Origin of the sequence: Bacteroides sp. M10, assembly GCF_014334015.1 — a bacterium.
Lineage (GTDB): Bacteria > Bacteroidota > Bacteroidia > Bacteroidales > Bacteroidaceae > Bacteroides > Bacteroides intestinigallinarum.
Genome location: NZ_CP060488.1, coordinates 4,206,557 through 4,228,185, shown reverse-complemented (window position 1 = coordinate 4,228,185; position 21,629 = coordinate 4,206,557). Strand labels below are relative to the sequence as shown.

Sequence of the window (21,629 nt, the reverse complement as noted above, 5' to 3'; positions counted from 1 at the left end):
TTTACTTGAGTTTTGTACAAAAATACAAAAAAAACTCAAGTATTACTTATTTGTTGAAGCATTTTGTTCCAATCGTTGATGTTCTTCTATCAACTTCATGTTTTCTCTTGCTTTAGACAGGAACTCTCTAACCAGCTTATTATTTTTAAAAGAATAAGGAGCATCCTTGATTATATCATCAATCTGCGGAGTCATAATAGGATAGGGCAAAGAGCTGCAGAGCATCATAAATACACTAGGTCCCAACACATTTTCGTAATTATCAGAGATGAACGTTTTCACATACTGATTCATTTCTTTCATCAGTGAGTCTCCTTCCACCACCAACTGACCGTGAATTTCATCCAGATCGCCTCCATCCAGTACCATACGAGTTTCCTTCTGCTCCAGTTCACCAATGCTTTCTTCCAATTGGTTTCTTTTGCTGATAAACTCGTACAGTGCATTATTTAAAGATGTTCCGACTACCTTGAGGTCCGTATTGCTAATGGTAACTGTTATCTTCCCACTTTCCAGCACAATCGGCATAATGCTTTCTTCATCCATATAAAGTGTCACCATCTGTACGGAATCTATTTTCCCTTTCATTGAGAACAGACCATGCACTACTTCAGCAGAATCCAGCTTCACCCACTCTCCATCCCGAAGGGATTTAAGATACAGCATCTTTCCATCCAGACTATTCACAGAAGAGGTTCCTTCAATCTTGTACTTACTGGTGCAGGAAGCCAAAAACGGAAGCAAAAGCAAAAAAGGCAAAATTTTATTCACGTTCATCTATTCATTAAATTCTGGGTACAAAGGTACAACTGATTCAGAATTCAAAGAAACATTTTATCAATATTTAAATCTTGTAAGACTCTTTTCTTTAATAATCCTTATAAACATAGGTGTAAGGCTCTTTTTTTCATTTAGTTTATCTAATTTTGCAGTCATGAAAACATCAACATTTGCCCCTTTTGCCAAACCGCTTTATGTAATGGTAAAGCCCGTAGGTGCCGTATGTAATCTAGCATGCGATTACTGCTATTATTTGGAAAAGGCCAACCTATACAAAGACAATCCGAAACACGTAATGAGCGATGAACTTCTGGAAAAGTTTATCGACGAGTACATTAACTCACAAACCATGCCACAGGTACTTTTCACCTGGCACGGAGGAGAAACGCTGATGCGACCGCTCTCCTTCTATAAAAAGGCAATGGAACTACAAAAAAAGTATGCCCGCGGACGAACGATCGACAACTGCATCCAAACCAACGGAACCATGCTCACCGACGAATGGTGCGAGTTCTTCCGTGAAAATAATTGGCTGGTAGGAGTCTCTATCGATGGTCCCCAGGAGTTTCATGACGAGTATCGTAAAAACAAAATGAGAAAACCCTCTTTTGTGAAAGTGATGCAAGGCATCAATCTTTTGAAAAAACATGGGGTGGAATGGAATGCGATGGCGGTTATTAATGACTTCAATGCCGACTATCCACTAGACTTTTATCGTTTCTTTAAAGAAATCGGTTGCCAGTATATCCAGTTCGCTCCTATCGTTGAACGTATTCTCTCACATGAAGACGGTCGCCACCTCGCTTCTCTTGCAGAAAATAAAGCCGGAACTCTTGCTGATTTTTCGATCACCCCGGAACAATGGGGTAACTTCCTTTGTACTCTTTTCGACGAATGGGTGAAAGAAGACGTAGGCAAATACTACGTACAAATATTCGATTCGACTTTGGCGAATTGGATGGGCGAACAACCTGGTATATGCACAATGGCAAAGACCTGTGGTCATGCCGGTGTGATGGAATTCAACGGAGATGTTTATTCTTGCGACCACTTTGTATTCCCCGAATATAAATTAGGTAACATTTACAGTAAAACTCTGGTGGAAATGATGCATAGCGAACGTCAGCACAATTTCGGGAACATGAAATATCAGTCTCTCCCTACTCAATGCAAGGAATGTGAGTTCCTGTTTGCCTGCAACGGAGAATGCCCGAAAAATCGTTTCAGCCAAACGGCTGAAGGCGAACCGGGGTTAAATTACTTATGCAAAGGGTATTATCAGTTCTTTAAGCATGTAGCTCCTTACATGGACTTTATGAAAAACGAACTGATGAATCAACGCCCGCCTGCTAATATCATGGAAGCACTGAAAAACGGAGATTTAAAAATTGAATACTAACCAATCATATATTGTAATTTTATCATTTAATAATGAACAGATTAAGACTTTATCTATTAGCGCTGACCGCGCTTTTTGTATGTTCCGTTAGAGCGGATGAGGGTATGTGGCTATTGCAACTGATGCAACAGCAACACTCCATAGACATGATGAAAAAACAGGGATTAAAACTGGAAGCACAAGACCTATATAATCCGAATGGCATTTCTCTTAAAGATGCTGTAGGTATATTCGGAGGAGGGTGTACCGGAGAAATTATCTCACCCGAAGGTTTGATTCTAACCAATCACCATTGTGGCTACGCCTCCATCCAGCAACATAGTAGTGTTGAGCACGATTATCTGACTGATGGTTTCTGGGCTACTTCCAGAGACAAAGAGCTCCCTACACCGGGACTGAAATTTACATTTATCGAACGTATCGAAGATATTACGGATATTGTCAATGCCAAGATTGCGGCGAAAGAAATCACCGAATCCGAATCATTCAGCAATATATTCCTTCAAAAGCTGGCTCATGATCTTTATTTTAAAAGTGACCTGGCAGACAAAAAGGGAATTGTTCCGCAAGCTCTTCCGTTCTATGCCGGGAATAAATTCTATCTTTTCTACAAGAAAATATATCCGGATGTACGTATGGTAGCCGCTCCACCCTCTTCTATCGGTAAGTTTGGTGGTGAAACAGACAACTGGATGTGGCCGCGTCATACCGGCGACTTTTCCATGTTCCGTATTTATGCAGATGCAAATGGTGAACCGGCAGAATACAGCGAGAGCAACGTCCCACTGAAAACCAAGAAACATTTGTCTATCTCTATCAAAGGATTGAAAGAAGGAGATTATGCAATGATTATGGGATTCCCCGGAAGTACGAGCCGCTACCTGACTGTATCAGAAGTAAAAGAACGTATGGAATCGGAGAACGATCCACGTATCCGTATTCGTGGTGCACGTTTGGCTGTCCTGAAAGAGGTAATGAATGCCAGTGACAAAATCCGTATTCAGTATGCAAACAAGTATGCAGGTTCCAGCAACTATTGGAAAAACTCCATCGGCATGAATAAAGCCATCATCGATAATGATGTATTGGGAACAAAAGCTGCACAAGAAGCCAAATTCGCAGAGTTTGCAAAAGCACAAAACAATGTTGAATATGCAGCAGTAGTGAAGAATATTGATGACCTGGTAGCTAAGACAACTCCTCTCAACTATCAGTACACCTGTTTGAGAGAGACTTTCTTCGGAGCTATCGAATTTGGTAATATTATGTTGGCTAAAACACGCGAAGCATTGCTTGAGAAAAACGATTCTGTAATCGAAGCACGCATGAAAGCCTTGGAAAGCACTTACGAAAGCATCCATAACAAAGATTACGATCATGAAGTAGACCGCAAGGTAGCGAAAGCCTTGTTCCCCTTATATGCTGAAATGATTCCGGCAAACCAACGTCCTTCTATTTATAAAGTTATTGAGCAGAAATATAAAGGCGATTATAACAAATTTGTTGATGATATGTATGACAACTCTATTTTTGCCAACCGGGCAAACTTCGAGAAGTTTACAAAGAAGCCTTCAGTGAAAGCGATTGACAATGATTTGGCACTGCAATACTGTCAGTCTAAATACGACTTGATGGATACATTGACTTCCCAACTCAAGGATATGGATCAGGAACTGGCTTTGCTGCACAAAACTTATATCCGTGGTCTGGGTGAAATGAAGTTGCCTGTACCTTCTTATCCGGATGCAAACTTTACCATTCGTCTGACCTATGGTAATGTGAAACCTTATGATCCGAAAGACGGCGTACACTACAACTACTATACGACCACTAAGGGAATCCTTGAAAAAGAAAATCCGGAAGACCGTGAATTCGTTGTACCTGCCAAACTGAAGGAACTGATTGAAAAGAAAGATTATGGCCGTTACGCTTTGCCAAATGGTGATATGCCTGTCTGCTTCCTGTCGACCAACGACATCACCGGTGGTAACTCCGGTAGCCCGGTACTGAATGAAAACGGAGAGCTGATCGGTTGTGCTTTTGATGGCAACTGGGAATCATTAAGCGGTGACATCAATTTCGACAATAACCTGCAACGTTGTATTAACCTGGATATCCGTTATGTCCTGTTCATTCTGGAAAAGTTAGGAAACTGCGGACACCTAATCAATGAAATGACAATCGTAGAATAAATGAGAAAACAAATCCTATTTGTCCTATTTTCACTGGCAACTCTTAGCATCCACGCCGACGAAGGCATGTGGATGCTAACCGATCTGAAAGCACAGAACGCTGTTGCCATGCGCGAACTTGGCCTCGAAATTCCGATAGAGGAAGTATACAACGCAAATGGTCTTTCTCTAAAAGACGCTGTTGTACACTTCGGAGGAGGATGTACGGGAGAAGTTATCTCTTCCGAAGGACTGGTACTGACTAACCATCACTGTGGTTATGGAGCTATCCAGCAACATAGTAATGTAGAACATGACTATCTGACAGATGGTTTCTGGGCTATGAACCGTGATGCGGAACTCCCTACTCCGGGATTGACCGTCACTTTTATCGACCGGATTCTCGATGTGACGGATTACGTCAACGAACAACTGAAAAAAGATCCGGACCCGGATAGTGTTAATTATCTATCTCCAAGTTATCTTGGTAACGTAGCAGAACGTTTTGCCAAAGCGGAGAATATAGAAATAACTCCTGCAACAAAGCTGGAGCTCAAGGCTTTTTATGGAGGAAACAAATATTATCTGTTCATCAAAACAGTATACAGTGATATTCGTATGGTAGGGGCTCCTCCTTCTTCCATCGGTAAATTCGGAGCTGATACCGACAACTGGATGTGGCCTCGTCACACAGGCGACTTTTCTCTCTTCCGTATTTACGCGGACAAGAATGGAAAACCGGCAGAATATTCTAAAGACAACGTTCCTCTGCAAGTGAAGAAACATCTGAAGATCAGCCTCGCCGGAGTTCAGGAAGGAGATTTCACCTTTGTCATGGGATTCCCCGGACGTAACTGGCGGTATATGATTGCCGACGAAGTGGAAGAACGGATGCAAACGACCAATTTCATGCGCCAGCATGTACGCGGAGCCCGTCAGAAAGTACTTATGGAGCAAATGCTGAAAGATCCGGCAGTGCGTATTCATTATGCAAGCAAATATGCTTCTTCGGCCAATTATTGGAAAAATGCAATCGGCATGAATGAAGGACTGATACGCCTCAATGTACTGGATACCAAACGTGCACAGCAAGAAGAACTATTAGCCCGTGGCCGTGAAAAGGGAGATGATTCGTATCAGAAAGCCTTTGATGAAATTCGCTCTATTGTATCTCACCGACGCGATGCGCTATATCATCAGCAAGCTATCAATGAAGCATTGGTCACCGCCCTTGATTTTATGCGTATCCCTTCCACGACAGAATTGGTTACCGCTCTGAAATCGAAAGATAAGGAGCAGATAAAAGAAGCAAAACTAAAACTGAAGAAAGAAGGTGATAAGTATTTTGCTTCTGTCCCCTTCCCGGACGTAGAACGGATGGTAGCCAAAGAAATGCTGAAAACTTATGCCAACTACATTCCGGCAGAACAACGAATCAACATCTTCGAAATCATCAATTCTCGTTTCAAGGGAAGTATTGACGCCTTCGTTGATGCCTGTTTCGAACATTCCATTTTCGGCAATCCTAAAAACTTTGAGAAGTTTATCAAGAAACCAAGTTTGTATAAAATAGGATATGACTGGATGGTATTATTCAAATATTCTGTTACCGACGGAATTCTGAAAACAGCCATTGCCATGAAAGAAGCCAATCAGAACTATGACGCAGCTCATAAAGTATGGGTGAAAGGCATGATGGACATGAGACAGGAAAAAGGAATGCCGATTTATCCGGATGCGAACTCTACTTTACGGTTGACATACGGCCAGGTGCTTTCTTATGAACCGGCTGACGGTGTGGTTTATGACGCTCATACCACCCTCAAAGGTGTGATGGAAAAAGAAGATCAGGGAAACTGGGAATTCGTAGTGCCTCAAAAGCTAAAAGAGTTATATAAATCCCAGGATTATGGACGTTATGGCAAAAACGGTGAAATGCCTGTCTGCTTTATCGTAAACACCGACAATACAGGAGGAAACTCCGGCAGCCCGGTATTTAACAGCAAAGGTCAGCTAGTTGGAACTGCCTTCGACCGCAACTTTGAAGGCTTAACAGGAGACATCGCTTTCCGTCCTTCATCGCAGCGAGCCGCTTGTGTTGACATCCGTTATACCTTGTTTATCATCGATAAATACGCAGGAGCCTCTCATATCATCGACGAACTTAGCATTGAGTAAATTGAAAGTTGAGAATTAAAAATTGAGAAATATGATGCCCAGTGGCATGACTTTTATTTCTCAATTTTTAATTCTCAATTCTCAATTTATATAAACTCTTCTACCATATACATCTCGTCAATCATCTCATTCATTATATTCTGTAAATTCTGAACTGCTTCTTCAGGAGATTCCCCATAAGCATTACATTGCATATTTACAGTCAACCAGGCATAATAGCCACCATCTGATGCGCGTTCAAGCACATAATCCGTTCTGTTTAGTTTCATATTGGTAAATAATTAGTGAATGTTGGTATTGAAGTTATTTCTGAATGTGAAGCTGCCAGTTTCTCCAGTTCACGGATCATCCGACGTTCACAGCTGCGAACCCAATAAACGAAATGACGGTTCGGAGTATATTCTCCTGCAAAACGAAGCAACGGTTGCAAATCAAAGGAATCACTGATTATTCCTGCCCCCGCTTTCATTGCATCATAGGCATTGCAGTCTTGTTCAATATGTGCCGGAACCATTAATACAGGTTTTCCAAGATACATTGCTTCGCAAATAGACTCGAAACCCGCTGTACTGGCATAAGCCTTGCAACCCGCCATAGCATTAAGAAACTTCACATCATCTATTTGATGGAAACTCAATGTTTCGTCGACCTGTGTCACCTCTTCAGCATCCGATCTATCCCAGAAAAAAGTTAAAGGGACTTCCGGATGCTTTGCATGAAAGTTCTCCACGCTATCGGCAAACCCGGAATTAACCATATATCCATGAATATAATCACCCTCTTCTGGACAGATAGCCGTCACTTCCGGACGAATCAACGGAGGAACGGTCACTATTTGAGTCACGTCATCCCGTTCCATTTCCAGGAAAGACAAAGCCAGTTTCTTCGAAGATCTTAGAGCGGTCATCCGGGTAAAGAAACGCAGCATCCATAACTGGCACGAATTTTTATCCGGAAACTCGAAATCACGATGTAAAAACAGATACTGATGTCCAACACAAATATACGGAACGGAGGGACGGAAGAGTGCATAGGTAAGTCCGGTTAAAAGTTCGTAGAAGTTGATGACAACTTCCGCCCCTGTCTCCCTGATCCGCTGATTTATATAATACATGCTACGAAGATACTCCGGTAATCTTAATAAATTGTATGCAAAGCTTTTCGTCAGGTTCGCCCGTTTATTATCTGCCGTAGGCAGAAAGTTCGGACTAATAAATCGCTTCACCGGTGCATGAATACTCCGATTGAAAAATCCCGGCAAAGTACGTGTCGAACTTTTCCCGACCAAGACTTCCACTACTTCATGCCCATTGCGCAATAACATTTCTTCGAGGGTGATAGCTTGTGTAAAATGCCCTCTTCCCTCACCTTGAACAATAAATAAGAATTTCATAGTTCCATTATTTTTAGATACGCAAAGTTCCCTCTTTCACATTACAAGATGATGACTCCCTGATTACTATTTCATGAATAGTAGTGGTGCGATAAAAATCTCACCATCGTTATTAAAATATTAATATTTAATCAAATACAAGCGTTCATTGATTTTTTGATTTGAAAATGATTTATTAGTCTTGTTGTTCCAAGTCATCAAGATTATGAATCAGGGTAAATATGTGTTCTCCCAAATTATCGAGTTTATACCGCGCTACCAATTCGATAAACTTGTGCGCCAATATAAAGGAGACTGGCACGTCAAGAGTCTCAACAGTTACAATCACCTACTTTATCTGCTTTTCGGGCAGTTGACAGGCTGTGACTCCCTTCGAGACATCTGCTTATGCCTGGAAGTCCACTCCAAGATACTTTATCATCTCGGTTTTCGTAAGACAGTAAACCACACATCGTTGTCGCGAGCTAACGAGAAGCGGGATTATCGTATATTTGAAGGTCTTGGCATCTGCCTCATGGAAATAGTAAGACCCATGTACTCAAAGATGAAGCTATCCGAAATAACCATAGACAATGTAATCTATGCATTAGACTCCACGACTATATCCACCAGCATAAAACTTGCCGCTTGGGCTTTAGGCAAATACAGCAAAGGGGCTGTCAAGATGCACACACTGCTTGATTTGCGGGGTAGCATCCCTACCAATATCCATATAACCGATGGCAAATGGCATGACAGTAACGAACTGGATGTACTCATTCCTGAACCGTATGCTTTTTATGTCATGGACAAGGCTTATGTTGATTTTGAGGCGCTCTTCAGGTTTCATCAAGCTCAATCGTTCTGGGTTTCTCGCCCCAAGGAGAACATGAAGTTCAAGACTATTGAGCAGATGGAAACCCCGGATGCAGAGTCAGGCATCATCGAAGATGCACGTATCAGAGTGACTGGTTATAAATCGAGTAAACTATATCCTGAGGATATGAGGTTCGTTCGTGTTTATGACCCTGTCAATGACACCATTGTAGATTTTATATCCAATAACTTTGAAGTCAGCGCATTGGAGATAACAAACATTTACCGCCATAGATGGGATATTGAAGTATTCTTCAAATGGATTAAGCAGAACATTGTCGTCAAGACTCTTTGGGGGTATTCCGAAAATGCTGTCAAAGTCCATCTTTGGGTTGCCATCATATCCTATCTGATTGTTGCACGAATCAAGACTGAGTATAACAGTCCTTATTCTATCACAGAAGTGGCGACCCTCATACGAATATCTGCTTTGGAGAAAACAGAGTTATGCACTCTGGTAGTCAAACAAGACGTATCAATCATTTCAAACCAAAATGTCAAAGAACTCTCCTTATTTGAGGATATTTAAAACCCGTGCGATTTTATCGCACCAGTAGTATTTCATGAACAAAAAATAGTCTTTTCTCGTTATATAATAAAATAGAAAATTTATTTGCGGTTTTCAAAGACTGCTTTTTAACTCTAAGAAAGAAAAGATTATGGAAAAATTTGAAGATTTAATACAGTCACCAGTGCCCGTTTTAGTTGATTTCTTTGCAGAATGGTGCGGACCTTGCAAAGCTATGAAACCGGTTTTAGAAGAACTAAAACTTATTGTGGGAGATAAAGCACGTATTGCAAAGATAGACGTTGACCAGCATGAAGACCTGGCTACTAAATATCGCATACAAGCTGTACCGACCTTTATACTGTTTAAGAATGGAGAGGCTGTCTGGAGACATTCCGGCGTAATCCATAGTAGCGAACTGCAAGGGGTTATCGAAAAGCATTATACATAAAAAGATAATAATAACGAATGAAGAAAGTATTAGTAATGGTAGCCCTCGTCATGATAAGCGTGATTGTATACGCATTCAACGACAGTAGGGAAACTAATCAAGGTAAAAAAGAAGTAACAGGTAACAGTGAAGTCGTCGTAATGAACAAAGAAATGTTTCTGAAAGACGTCTTCGATTATGAGAAATCAAAGGAGTGGAATTATAAAGGTAATAAGCCCGCCATCATCGACCTATATGCAGATTGGTGCGGACCATGTCGCCAGACAGCTCCTATCATGAAAGAATTGGCAAAGGAATATGCCGGAAAAATTGTCATCTACAAAGTCAATGTAGATAAACAAAAAGAACTGGCTGCTTTATTTAATGCAACAAGTATTCCATTGTTTGTATTCATTCCCATGAAAGGAGATCCACAGCTTTTCCGTGGAGCTGCTGACAAAGCAACTTACAAAAAAGCGATTGATGAATTTCTCTTAAAGTAAAGAAGAAAATATAGTGACGCTATCCGGTCGGGATAGTAACGCTATAACAAGAAAAGAGTGACGGTATCCTTACGGGATACCGTCACTCTTTTGTATATCTTGCCAATCCTTATTTGAAGTATCCCACAGGATGATTCATCATTGGCATTTGGCTATCTTTCAATTTCAAAACTTTCTTCAATTGTTCATTGTCCATCGAAGCGCGTGGCACTGTTGCCATGTTAGCAGCGGAACAGAATATTGAAATATTTTGAGAAACGATGCCGGAATCCATAGCACCCATCAACTGGCTGCGTGCACTCTTCGCATCTCCAAACCTGGAAAGATCACTGATTAACACCAAAGACACCGGAGCTGTTTTCACAAATGCCTGTCCACCGGCTACTGCTCCACGATGATCTCCTTCAGCAACCAGAGTCAACTGATGATTTTTAGCATCATACAGATAACTTCCTTCAGGTAATACTACATATACATCCACATCCTGCTTATTCAACGCCGACGGAGCTGTTCTCATTCCGGATTCCTTACGGTTTATCCCATTAGCAGCCCATAACAAATCAGACAGATCCGACAGACTCAATGATTTAGAAGCATACTCGCGAGTTGAATGTCGTTCAGACAATGCCTTCATCACCGTACCGGTACGGTTTAAATTAGGCTTCGGCAATTTAATCACTTTATCAGCAGCAAAAGCAGCCACCGAAAGCATTAAACAAACTAACAATAGTTGTACTTTTCTCATAATTGTGGTATTTAAAAGTTGATAGGCAAATATAAATAAAAAAGGTCTGTACTCATTGCAGAATACAGACCTTTTAAGAGTTTATTAGGCTTAATTATTTCTTATCACCGAAATAACGGTTGTACAATCCTTCAAAACCTTTACCGTGACGAGCTTCGTCTTTGCACATTTCGTGTACAGTGTCATGGATAGCATCCAGATTCAGAGCTTTAGCACGAGTTGCGATACGTTTTTTATCTTCGCATGCACCTTGTTCAGCATCTTTACGTTTCTGCAGGTTCGTTTTAGTATCCCATACGCAGTCGCCCAACAATTCTGCAAACTTAGCAGCATGTTCAGCTTCTTCCCAAGCATAACGTTTGAAAGCTTCAGCTACTTCAGGATAGCCTTCACGGTCTGCCTGACGGCTCATAGCCAAATACATACCAACTTCAGTACATTCTCCCATGAAGTGATTGTTCAGGTCCTTAATCATTTCTTCGTCACAACCTTTTGCCACACCAATAACGTGTTCGTCAGCAAAAGACAATGCGCCACCTTCTACCTCAACCACTTCTACGAATTTGCTGGCAGGAGCTTTACACAAAGGACATTTTTCAGGAGCTGCGTCACCTTCATGAACGTAACCGCATACAGTACATCTAAATTTTTTCATTTTCTTCTCAATTTTAAATTAATTAGTCAATACGTGTTTCTTTATCTTTACTTAAGCAATTCTTGCAAATACCTTTATAATAATAATGAACTTCCGATACTTGATGACCATCCATATCTATATTCTCCACTTTTTTTATAGCTTCCGGACATTTCAGATCATAAATATGTCCACAACGCCTGCATAAAAAATGAGAGTGTACAGAAGTGTCAGCATCAAAGTTCGTATTCTTCTCATCAATCGTAAGCATCAAAGCCGCTCCTTGCTCCGAAAACAATTTCAGAGTATTATAAACCGTAGTCTTTGAAAGTGTCGGCATTGAAGGAGACAATGCAGTATAGATATCATCAGCCGATGGATGAATCGGATTGTCCATCAGATATTCCATGATAGCGATACGCTGCATGGATGGCTTGATGTTATGTTCTAATAATCGTTCATATGGTTTCATTATCTCTTCCTTCTTTTCAAAGTTGTATTCATTACAATTATAAATCTAATGCAAAGATAACGAGTTATTTGGAATTATCAAATAAATCACATAAAAAAAGTTTGAATATTCGGTTTTAATCTTATATCCAAACTTTTCATATAAATTGAAACTATCTAATTTTCATCTATTTGTACTTCTTTCCTAACAGCGGAAGGAACTTCATTACATCGAATGTATTTGGATATGTCTTCTACGTCACCCTTCACAGTCCAAATCATAGAACCCGAAGGCAAAAGTTCCGTAACAATATATGAATTGTTCCAACGTCCTCCCAAACTATAATCGTATTTCCCGTTGATAATATATCCCAGATAATCATCTTTTTCTATATCAAATGATCCTGTTAGATATCGGGCATACATACTGTCGAACTTTTGATACATCTTAAAAGTTTTGTCTTTGCGGGCAAAAGTGATATAACAATAAGTTCCCTCCGTTAGCGGCTGTCCGTTCCACTCTGCCAATTGCCATGTACCATTTAAATTAACAGGTGTTACCTCTAAAGATTTCTCTTTCGCCTCTTCCTCATCTTCACAAGCTATAAAGCTAAACAGCAATATAGACAATGTCATTATTCTGAAAAGAATTCTCATACTATAGTTTTTTATACATTATTTAAAGTCAAAATTATTATTGAATACGGTTGATAATCACATTAACCAACCGATCGGATAATGATGCATCTAGACCTTCTATAATAAAGGTAAACTGCAACTTGTCTTTAGTCTTTTCAGGGAGCTTACTTCCATCCACTGTTATAACCAAGTCCCCTTCCTGTCCCGGTGGTATGACATCCGGTTCGGAGTGAAATCTAGCGTACGGCGGAAGCATCTGTGCAGAAAGTTTTAAAAACTTCTCACCAGTATTAGCACACAAGATGCGCTCCGACGGTCGAATGGAAGACGTAACTTCAGAAAAAACAACTTGCTTACGTTTTATCCGCAAAACGCCCATACCATAAGGAAGATAATCCCATTTATCAGAACAAACAACTTCCCCTGTCAATGTAAGACGTGCTACGGGATACTTCGTTGAGACAGTCGTATACACAAATGCATGAGTTTCTACTGTGCCTATACGATTCTTAGAATTATACACTAATGCTACCGTACCTTCCGCTCCTGGAGCTATAACCTCCGAAGCAAAACTGGCTGTTGTACATCCACATGAAGTGGATATCTTGGTAATCCATACATCCCTACTGCTCACATTACAATATCTAAATGTGTATGTACGGGGGGCATCGTTATCATAAAGCTTACCCATATGCATATTCAAGGAATCGAAACACAGTACCAACCCTCCTTCTTTCAACAGCAGAGGATTAACTAATGAGTCCGCCGCATAATGGAAGCCTTGCCCTTGTACAGTAGTAAGATAATTTACAGGGAATAAAGCCACCATTAAGTAAAACAGATAATATATGCGTTGTTTATTCTTCATGAGTCTGACAAAAAGTTACTACATCCATCCGGTATCATTCGCATTATTACGCACAGTAATGGTAAAGGTCTGTGTTTTTCCATCGCTAGTCTTTACAACAGCAGTTGTTATACCTGTAACCAAACCTTTCACAGTCAAACGAGTACCTTGCAATACAGCTTGAGCTTTTGACGTATCATTTACTGTACACTCATAAGTCAGTGCTTCCCCGTTTTGGAAATAACGTGCAAAATCTATTACTACATTTTTATCGACACCTACATACAAATTAGGTACCTTCATATCTGATCCGCTTCCTGCAATAGCATTTAACAGCGCGCCAGCATCAATCAATTTACCCATTTTTCCACGATAAGAAGAAAGGGGCATTTTAGTAGTCGTCCACCCCATAGAAGTATGCAGATAATTATATACTTTATCACCCTTATAATAACTATCAACTTCTCTGGCTGTCGATTTCATCAAATTAAGAAATTCCTGTGCCTTAAAATGCCTACGCTGCTGTACTGCATACGATAATCCTAACGCTGCTACACCAGATACATGCGGGCATGCCATAGAAGTCCCTTCATTATAACCATATGCAGGTTGGGCATTAACCACTAGCGTTGAAAGAATCATTCCTTGATCAATAGAAACATCTTCGTTATTTTGATTTTCACCACAGACACCATAGTAATCACTGTCACCACCGGGAGCACAGAAATCTACTTCCGTTCCATAGTTAGTAAAGGATGACGGAGTATAATCGGCTGCAAGTGAACCAACCGAAATACAACCTTCATAAGCTCCCGGATAAGAAGACATAGCTGAATATTCATTGCCAGAAGCAAAAATAGCTAATCCACCTTCAATCACTCCATTGGGAGAACCGGCATTATGAATGAAATAATCCAAAGCATCTTTTTCAAGCGGATAAAGTTCTTCCCATTCTTTGTCACTAGCCGGACCCGGTATATATAGCATAGGACTGGCGTAAGCCGAATTGTATCCCCAACTACATTGAAGTATGACAGCACCATTATCGGCAGCATACTTTATCGCTTTTGCTTCAGCTGCCATTGTTACTCCTTCATTGCCTTCAAAAACTTGGCAAGTCATAATCCGCACGCCCCGTTTAGCACCATTTCCTCCAGCAATACTGCTCACTCCTATGTGGTTATTATTAACAGCAGCGATTGTACCAGCTACATGCGTACCGTGTCCGCTATCATCAGCAGAATGCCAAGAAATAATTCCGGTATTTTTCACAAAATTATAGCCATACCTGTCTCCTTTGTATCCATTGCTATCAGCATCTTTATCGGAACCCAACTCTTCACATTCATTCACCCACATATTATTCTCCAAATCAGGATGATTCCACATGACACCTTCGTCCAACACAGCAACAATGATTTCAGGATCACCAGTGCACAGCTTCCATGCTTCCGCACAATTGACATCAGCACCTACAATAGCAGGAGCATCTTCCGTAGCAAATGTATAATTTCCCTGATTGATATACCCCCATTGATGTGACAATAACTCATCATTGAACGGAAACTTGTTATCCGCAATGGCACGAGTGTTCTTCTTATACAGAGCAGTTTCGCTTAATACTACCGGTTTCTTTTTGGAATCATAAGCTCGTTGAATAGTCGGATTGCACTGGAGCTTAGAAATTTCACCCAGTTTAGAAAGTCTCCCCATCGCTTCTTTCAGGTCTGTATCTTTATCGAAGCGCACAAGGTACCAAAGGTGCATCCCTGCCGCACGAGTCTGTTCTTCGGTACGTGTATCCAACGGAAAGACGCGTTCAAATTCATATGCCCCCAAAATAGAAAGCACCTCGTCAGTTGACGGAATACCGGACCGTGTTAAACCACCTATCGCACGTGTCTGAAATGTCCGATCAAGTATTTCGCTCATTTCCGGGACGAACTTAATTAATAATTCACCGTCAGCAGCTCCGTCTGGTATCATTGTACCGGGAATATCAGGAGTTACCGGAGATTCATCAGCCAAATCACTATCACTGCAAGCTCCTACCAACAAGGAGAACATCAATATGCATATATATATTTTTTTCATATTTTATTCTTTGAATTCATATTTGTCCCTGAATTTAGGGAAGGCTTTATAATAATACTCTAAAGTAGTCGGTTCGTTATCAAACCTTGCTTTCTTTCCTTCTGTATCTACACCTGCTTCCTGATTAAAAATTAAGACTCCAGGACTCCATTCTACCAAATGCGGATGATATAATATCCAATCAGGCAGATTTCCAGTAAAAAAGTTCAGGTTCAAAGACAACATTCTCGCTTTAGGAAGTATCTTAGGTATATCAGGACGTTCTGTTACCAAATATTGAATCGTGTCACCACCAAAGGCATTAACATCCTCTTGCGTATAACCAGTCACACCCTCTTTTCCAATCTCAAAATCAGGTAATTCACCTTCCATATAATTATAGGAGAGACGTAATTCTTCCAACGTATCCCATAATAACAATCTTCGGAGTGAATTATCCACCTTTGTATTGAAAAACAGCCCGATACCATCAGGATATTGAACCTTATTATCCGCCAGCCTAAGATCGTTGAGTGTCATTCTTCGATTAGTCCTAAGATCCAATGATTTTAGCTTCTTGAAGTTCTCTTTTGTCAGAACAGAAGGTATAGAAGCAAAATTATTACTACTAATATCCAAAGTCTCCAATTGATCACCTAATTTAACAAGATCCTCTGTTATTCCAGTCAATCCATAAGCACTAATTTTCAAATTTTTCAAATACTTCAAACTGCATACATCATTTTCCAAAATGATATTTTTAGTTGCCGTATTAGTATTACTAAAGAAATTTAGAGTCTCAACGAAAGTCAAATAGTGAACTTCCTGCGGAATTGACTCTTTGGTATCAAACATTGTGAAGGAAACAGAACGTATACGTCCAATAGCACGTTTATCGGGAATCCCTTTATCTCCCTCTTCCCACAACACGACATCTGGCCAGTTTCTCATATTTTCACTTGGATCCCAATTGTTACTAGCCTCCATACGTTCTTTGATAGTAAGCAATGTCAACGAATCACCCGAACGGTTATCCTCAATCTTTGGAGCAGCTTTTTGGGTAACGGCAAGCACTGCCGGATGCTCCAATTCATCTTCCGGCCTCTGAGGTATGAAATTTATTTTCGCTACACGAACATCAAAGTCCGGATTCATAGTCCAGTCAATATGGATTTTAGTGGTACGCGGACGAGAGCCTCTATCCAAATCAACAAAAGTCTTATTAGGTAAAATAATCCAATCCTTGTTTTCCGGATCGGTATATTCCACTTCCATTTTAAAAGCCACGTTTGTCGTCACAGTAGCTTCAAAATGACGCTCTTCATATTTGGCGGAAGACTCTATTTCAATATCCGGTTTTTCAATATAGATCATTTTACCATATCCAGTCTGATGCACTGTCATGACGCACGGAGCTTGTCCACGGGGAGTAAACCGAACTTCTGCCGTACGAATTCCATTGATTAAAGTAGAATCGATGACAACCGTACACTCGGTTACGCCGCTACCATTGGCAGGAGAGATATTGACCCATGGTTCTGTGGAACTTGCCGCCCATTCACCGCCCGAAGAAACATTCACTACATCTGTGCCGCCGTCGGCACCTATCATTATATCTTCCTTATCTATTGCGAAACCAGCAATACCACTATCGTCATCATCTTTACAGGATGCCACGGCAACCATGTAAATGAGTAAACCTAATGTTATTCTTATTAAATATTTCATTGATATCTTTCTTCTATTTGTTTATTTATCCAAATCCAACGCATCGCAACCACGAATATCCTGCGTCTTATCATAAATCAATTGATACTGTCCAGCTTGGATATACGGGCACACAGTGCTTATATCAATTGAAATATTCGGGTTATCCTTAATTTCGAACAACGAAATAGCAGGTGAGATCACATCTTCTATTTTGCGTAAATCATTTGAACCTATATAGAAAGCCTTTAAACTTGGGTTTTTGTAAAGCCCTGTTGGCCATTCACGCAATATTCTGTTTCCATCAGCGTCGCGTTGATTACTTATACCGAATACAACCAGGTAATTTATTGATAGCGGTTGAGTGGGGAATTTAGAAAAACAATTATAACTGAGATCCAATCCATACAAAACAGGCATATTGACCACATAAAAATCATCTGTCAGTGCTGACAGTTTATTATGAGTCAGGTCCAGACTGGTAAGAAACCTCTGTGCCGTTTTTCCTGATAATGCTCCCTTCGGAATAGTTTTCATTCCATTTCCTGCAAGAATCAATGTCTGTATAGGGGATTCTGTCTTAAATAAGAGAGTAGGAAACGTCTCTAAACGATTGTTACCTAAATTCACAGAACCGGAATTAATGCCTCGATGCTCATCGCCATCCTGAAATCCGTCAATCTGATTATATGAGAAATCAATATCACCCGTAACATAATCAGATTTTGCATTGAAAATATTCGGAACTTTGGTTAACAGATTGTATGTGCAACTAAAAGTTTCCAAATCATTCCAACCGAAGAAATAATTGATTTTAGAGCTTTCATCTACGATATACGGAATATCCTCAATCTGGTTATTATCCAAATAAAATTTTACTAATTGAATTTCCTTGCCAAAAGGATGTAACGTATGGATTTTATTATGAGTACAATCCAACAACCCTAATTTGATCATCTTTCTTAGATATTCATGTTCAGGAAACTCCTCCAGATTGTTGAATCCCATATATAAAAGCTGGATTTTATCCGCAGATTTTCCGTCAATGATTGCTTCCCAATCCGATTTAAGTTGAGGTCCGGAAATACCTTGGTTACAAGCAATATTAAGCGAAACCACTTCGGACAAATTACCCAGCATATCTGTCGGCAAGCTAGTCAGTTTGGGGCAGTTATAAATTTCAATATCGGTCAGTGCAGTCATATCCTCCCATTTCCATTCATTTTGTTCCTCATAATAAGGAGAATCTTCCTTCACATCTACAAAGAAATGTTCACTTTGAATGGGACAATTCCCTACGAAAAGCTCTTCCAGTTTTGTCAATCTCATCACAGCTTTGGATATACCAGTCAGATTATTAGTCATAACCCCTGCCTGCACATCTTTCAAAGATATCCGGGCACTTTTAATCGGTTTCATCTTCGGATTGCCGTTAATTCCCTTTTTCAGAATTTCCGATAATCCTTCCCGAACGTCTTTAGCTAAAAATTTAGAATCATAATCCATTCTTATAGCTTTGCGCTGCTCTTCGGTCATGTTGACAGAATAGTTATCAAACAGATGTCCTCCGTATTTTTCATCATGTGTGCCGAATGACAAAGTTCGCAACTCGGTAAGTTGTCCTATTTCATCGGGAACATCACCCGTAATACCAAACCCGGCAAGAGACAGTAAAGCTACACGACCGTCTTCCAACAATTGCACACCCGGCTGTTGCCCCCACAAGTCGATATCTTTATTAAAATTCCAGTTACTTCCTATAGGAGCAGCTTCCCCATCATATTTCCAGTTTTTACCTCCCATCTTTTCCCAGATAGCTTTCAATGCTTGATAGTCTTTAATATATTCTGCAGTTTCGGAAAGACGGACAGGCACTTCTGCAGTTTCAGTCTTCTCATTATCTTTAACGACAAATGACTTAACCGTTTTCACTGCAGCCGTTTCGAGTACATATTTTCTATCTTTATCCGAATAGGTAGTATAGCTGCTAATTTGATAAGTACCGGCCTTAAGCCAGACCACCGTATCACACTCCGCATAAGAGGTTTCCTGATTCCTGTCAGTATACCCATCGGCAGGACTATCGGTGAAATCTTGTACATATTTGACGCGAACCTTATTGATTGTTTCCAGCTCCTGTGTAAACATGTTCTTTACAACAATATCTATCGTCACAATATTGTCAAACGGATAATCTTTATCCTCTGCTGCACGGGTCTTGACAAACTCTTTGACCAGTTTGAATGTTACCATACCTCGCGCTACTGCATCTATCTTCAAGGGTTGCGTATGCAATCCGTCTGAAACAATAGTAAATACATTGTCATTGCCACTGGGACCTGCATACAACACCTGATCCAGTTTATTATACAAATAAAAACCAATGACAGTATAGTTTCCTGCCAATAACTTCAACTTATCACTACGCAATCCAAACTCTGCATTTTCCATATTGTATGAGTTCAAAAGTAGAGTTTGAGTAATAGTTGAACCATTGTATTGCATAACAACCTTCACTTTCTGCGCTTCGCTCAACATTTCCAGTTTGTCGGTTGTTGCACGTGAAGTTGTACCTTTTTCAAAAGATGCGCCCTTCAACAACTTGAACTGCACGTATCCATAAGTGGATTGTAATTGTTCATCATCATCGGAACATCCTGTCACCATGACCATCGCCAATAAGCTGGCGATAAGGGTGACAAAGGAAAATATGGAATATATTTTCTTATTCATCTATTCAATGATTAATTATGATTTGGAGTAATAATAAGTACCTTCTTTATCTCATCATCTTTCATAATAAGAAAGTGCAGTGCCTCTGTCATAGTCGAAGGATCTTCAAGAAAAAGAGTACTTATAGTATCTGATCCTTCTGCGATCCCTTCAGCAGTAATGTCCTTATCACCACGCATCACTTTAAATAGCCAGTCCGTCTCAAAATTTCCTTCCATCGGGTCAACTGTGAATGAATTAGCAGAAGGCCATTCCATCGTGTAAATATCATTAACGCCAGAATATTGCTCTATTATATCCGGGTCGGTGACTTTTGTACAATCTACTTCTTGGGACACCCAGTTTCCATCATAATATGTAACCTTAAACGCTTGTTCATCTACCTGTTTCTTTTGTTTCTGAACAACATTCATTACCAAATTACCTTGTTGATAAGAAAATTTTATATCCAGCTCCCCTGTCTCGATATCCCTCTCAATCAGGTTTCCCCATAAGTCATCTTTAATCTCGTTGTATAAAGCACGAGGAATCACTAACACAAAGCCTTCCCTCTCTTCGGAAGCTTCATCAATTTTCAGTCGCATATTTCCTTTTTCACCTGTCAGATGCATCCAATCAACATCGTCTTCTCCGGAAATAAGCATCTGTGTCATTCCATATTCTGACCTTTTCTCAATATAAACCGGCTCAAAATCATCATCAAATGCCTGAATAGTAAACGGAACAAAGTTTCTATATGTAGAGGTAGCCGTAGTAGCACTTGCTCCTGAATTACTTGTCTGAGTAAAGGTTTTACCATCCAATGATACTTCCCAATTCCAAGGATTAGAATTAATGACCTCAATCACGTTAGGATTCATTCCTTTATATACCAGAGGGAATGTATAAGATTCAATTCCTTCTTCGTCAGTGAAAGTAAGCTCACCGTTCTGCATATATTTCGCATATTGAGGATCACTTATTATTTTAACATTTCCGGTCACCTTTTTATTAATAGAACCTACAATAGCATTTCCTTCAATATCCAACCATTCCGGCCTGTTAGTTGCGGCAAAACGGAAATTCGCTTGTACTACAAAAGGTAGGTATTCATCATAGCCAACCTCTATTTTTTCGATCTCATTTCCCTCCATATCGTATATTTTCAGGCTACGATTTTTACTGCTACGTACTACATCAGCAACAATCGCTTTATCCGCTCCAATCATCATAATAAGTTGGGCAGTGGTTGGTGCATCAAACTCTAACGCCTCATCAGTTATTTTGAGCTTAACAGTCTGTTTTCCTGCAATTCCCGACAATGAATAATCCTCCACTTCATCTGTAACAAAACGACACCAAGTAGCTGAAGAAGTCAATTGCCAGTTCGTGTTGACTTGAAAAGTAAATTCTGCCGTATCACCATCCTTACAATTGAGGGTTTGTTTTTCCGGGAAAGCCGAGCCGGCATCATCATTATCATCATCCGAGCAGGCACTCATACCAAATGCCATAACCAGAATGGCTAAGAAACCATTTAAGCCAAACTTCCGCATAAGCGTAAATGGTGTTTGTTGTTTAATCTTTTTCATATCCTTGCTTTTT

At 40.2% G+C, this 21,629-nt stretch carries 18 protein-coding genes; 6 read left to right on the top strand and 12 right to left on the bottom strand.

Annotated elements, in window-relative coordinates; all coding sequences use genetic code 11:
• Positions 1-42: 42 nt before the first annotated feature.
• Positions 43-777, bottom strand: a complete 735-nt coding sequence (locus tag H8796_RS15070; RefSeq protein ID WP_117937928.1) for a DUF4369 domain-containing protein — start codon at positions 775-777, stop codon at positions 43-45.
• A 157-nt stretch (positions 778-934) separates the two neighbouring features.
• Here H8796_RS15070 and H8796_RS15065 point away from each other — a divergent pair, with 157 nt between their 5' ends.
• Genes H8796_RS15065 through H8796_RS15055 form a run of 3 tightly spaced genes read left to right on the top strand, consistent with a single transcriptional unit; the run spans position 935 to position 6,528 of the window.
• The gene (locus H8796_RS15065; RefSeq protein WP_117937926.1) at positions 935-2,179 is read left to right on the top strand and encodes an anaerobic sulfatase-maturation protein; all 1,245 of its coding nucleotides are present in this window, start codon (positions 935-937) and stop codon (positions 2,177-2,179) included.
• Between the two features lie 32 nt (positions 2,180-2,211).
• Entirely contained in the window at positions 2,212-4,371 is a 2,160-nt protein-coding gene (locus H8796_RS15060; protein ID WP_187343823.1) for a S46 family peptidase, read from the top strand.
• Positions 4,372-6,528: a S46 family peptidase gene (locus H8796_RS15055; RefSeq protein ID WP_117937922.1), complete on the top strand. Its 2,157-nt coding sequence runs from the start codon at positions 4,372-4,374 to the stop codon at positions 6,526-6,528. It begins immediately after the preceding gene.
• An 86-nt stretch (positions 6,529-6,614) separates the two neighbouring features.
• Here the strand turns inward: H8796_RS15055 and H8796_RS15050 are convergent, their stop codons facing one another.
• The gene (locus H8796_RS15050; protein WP_004297339.1) at positions 6,615-6,797 is read right to left on the bottom strand and encodes a type II toxin-antitoxin system HicB family antitoxin; all 183 of its coding nucleotides are present in this window, start codon (positions 6,795-6,797) and stop codon (positions 6,615-6,617) included.
• Positions 6,794-7,921 (bottom strand): glycosyltransferase family protein, encoded by a 1,128-nt coding sequence (locus tag H8796_RS15045; protein ID WP_117937920.1) that lies wholly within the window; start codon positions 7,919-7,921, stop codon positions 6,794-6,796. Before H8796_RS15045 ends, H8796_RS15050 begins: the two co-directional genes overlap by 4 nt.
• 205 nt (positions 7,922-8,126) lie before the next feature.
• Between H8796_RS15045 and H8796_RS15040 the strand changes: the two genes are divergently transcribed.
• From H8796_RS15040 to H8796_RS15030, 3 genes are all read left to right on the top strand, one after another.
• A complete protein-coding gene (locus H8796_RS15040) occupies positions 8,127-9,305 on the top strand; it encodes an IS4 family transposase (RefSeq protein WP_117938164.1) in 1,179 nt (392 codons plus the stop codon).
• A 130-nt stretch (positions 9,306-9,435) separates the two neighbouring features.
• Positions 9,436-9,735 (top strand): thioredoxin, encoded by a 300-nt coding sequence (gene trxA, locus H8796_RS15035; RefSeq protein ID WP_004306008.1) that lies wholly within the window; start codon positions 9,436-9,438, stop codon positions 9,733-9,735.
• A gap of 17 nt (positions 9,736-9,752) precedes the next feature.
• Positions 9,753-10,217, top strand: a complete 465-nt coding sequence (locus H8796_RS15030; RefSeq protein ID WP_117937480.1) for a thioredoxin domain-containing protein — start codon at positions 9,753-9,755, stop codon at positions 10,215-10,217.
• Between the two features lie 109 nt (positions 10,218-10,326).
• On the opposite strand, the gene H8796_RS15025 is transcribed toward H8796_RS15030, so the two are convergent.
• From H8796_RS15025 to H8796_RS14985, 9 genes are all read right to left on the bottom strand, one after another.
• Positions 10,327-10,962: a SagB/ThcOx family dehydrogenase gene (locus H8796_RS15025; RefSeq protein ID WP_187343822.1), complete on the bottom strand. Its 636-nt coding sequence runs from the start codon at positions 10,960-10,962 to the stop codon at positions 10,327-10,329.
• A 94-nt stretch (positions 10,963-11,056) separates the two neighbouring features.
• Positions 11,057-11,617, bottom strand: a complete 561-nt coding sequence (locus H8796_RS15020) for an NADH peroxidase (RefSeq protein ID WP_004297333.1) — start codon at positions 11,615-11,617, stop codon at positions 11,057-11,059.
• A gap of 22 nt (positions 11,618-11,639) precedes the next feature.
• Positions 11,640-12,068 carry a Fur family transcriptional regulator gene (locus tag H8796_RS15015; RefSeq protein ID WP_117937484.1) on the bottom strand — a complete coding sequence of 143 codons (429 nt, stop codon included), beginning with the start codon at positions 12,066-12,068 and terminating at the stop codon, positions 11,640-11,642.
• A 155-nt stretch (positions 12,069-12,223) separates the two neighbouring features.
• Positions 12,224-12,703 carry a lipocalin family protein gene (locus H8796_RS15010; RefSeq protein WP_117937486.1) on the bottom strand — a complete coding sequence of 160 codons (480 nt, stop codon included), beginning with the start codon at positions 12,701-12,703 and terminating at the stop codon, positions 12,224-12,226.
• A 37-nt stretch (positions 12,704-12,740) separates the two neighbouring features.
• Entirely contained in the window at positions 12,741-13,553 is an 813-nt protein-coding gene (locus H8796_RS15005; RefSeq protein ID WP_117937487.1) for a DUF1573 domain-containing protein, read from the bottom strand.
• A gap of 18 nt (positions 13,554-13,571) precedes the next feature.
• The gene (locus tag H8796_RS15000) at positions 13,572-15,626 is read right to left on the bottom strand and encodes a S8 family serine peptidase (protein WP_117937489.1); all 2,055 of its coding nucleotides are present in this window, start codon (positions 15,624-15,626) and stop codon (positions 13,572-13,574) included.
• Positions 15,627-15,629: 3 nt separating this feature from the next.
• Positions 15,630-17,333 carry a BACON domain-containing protein gene (locus H8796_RS14995; protein WP_117937491.1) on the bottom strand — a complete coding sequence of 568 codons (1,704 nt, stop codon included), beginning with the start codon at positions 17,331-17,333 and terminating at the stop codon, positions 15,630-15,632.
• A 21-nt stretch (positions 17,334-17,354) separates the two neighbouring features.
• On the bottom strand, positions 17,355-20,045 hold the full coding sequence (locus H8796_RS14990; RefSeq protein WP_187343821.1) for a DUF4458 domain-containing protein: 2,691 nt from the start codon (positions 20,043-20,045) through the stop codon (positions 17,355-17,357).
• Positions 20,046-20,056: 11 nt separating this feature from the next.
• Complete coding sequence (locus H8796_RS14985; protein WP_117937495.1) at positions 20,057-21,616, bottom strand: DUF5003 domain-containing protein; 1,560 nt, start codon at positions 21,614-21,616, stop codon at positions 20,057-20,059.
• Positions 21,617-21,629 lie beyond the last annotated feature (13 nt).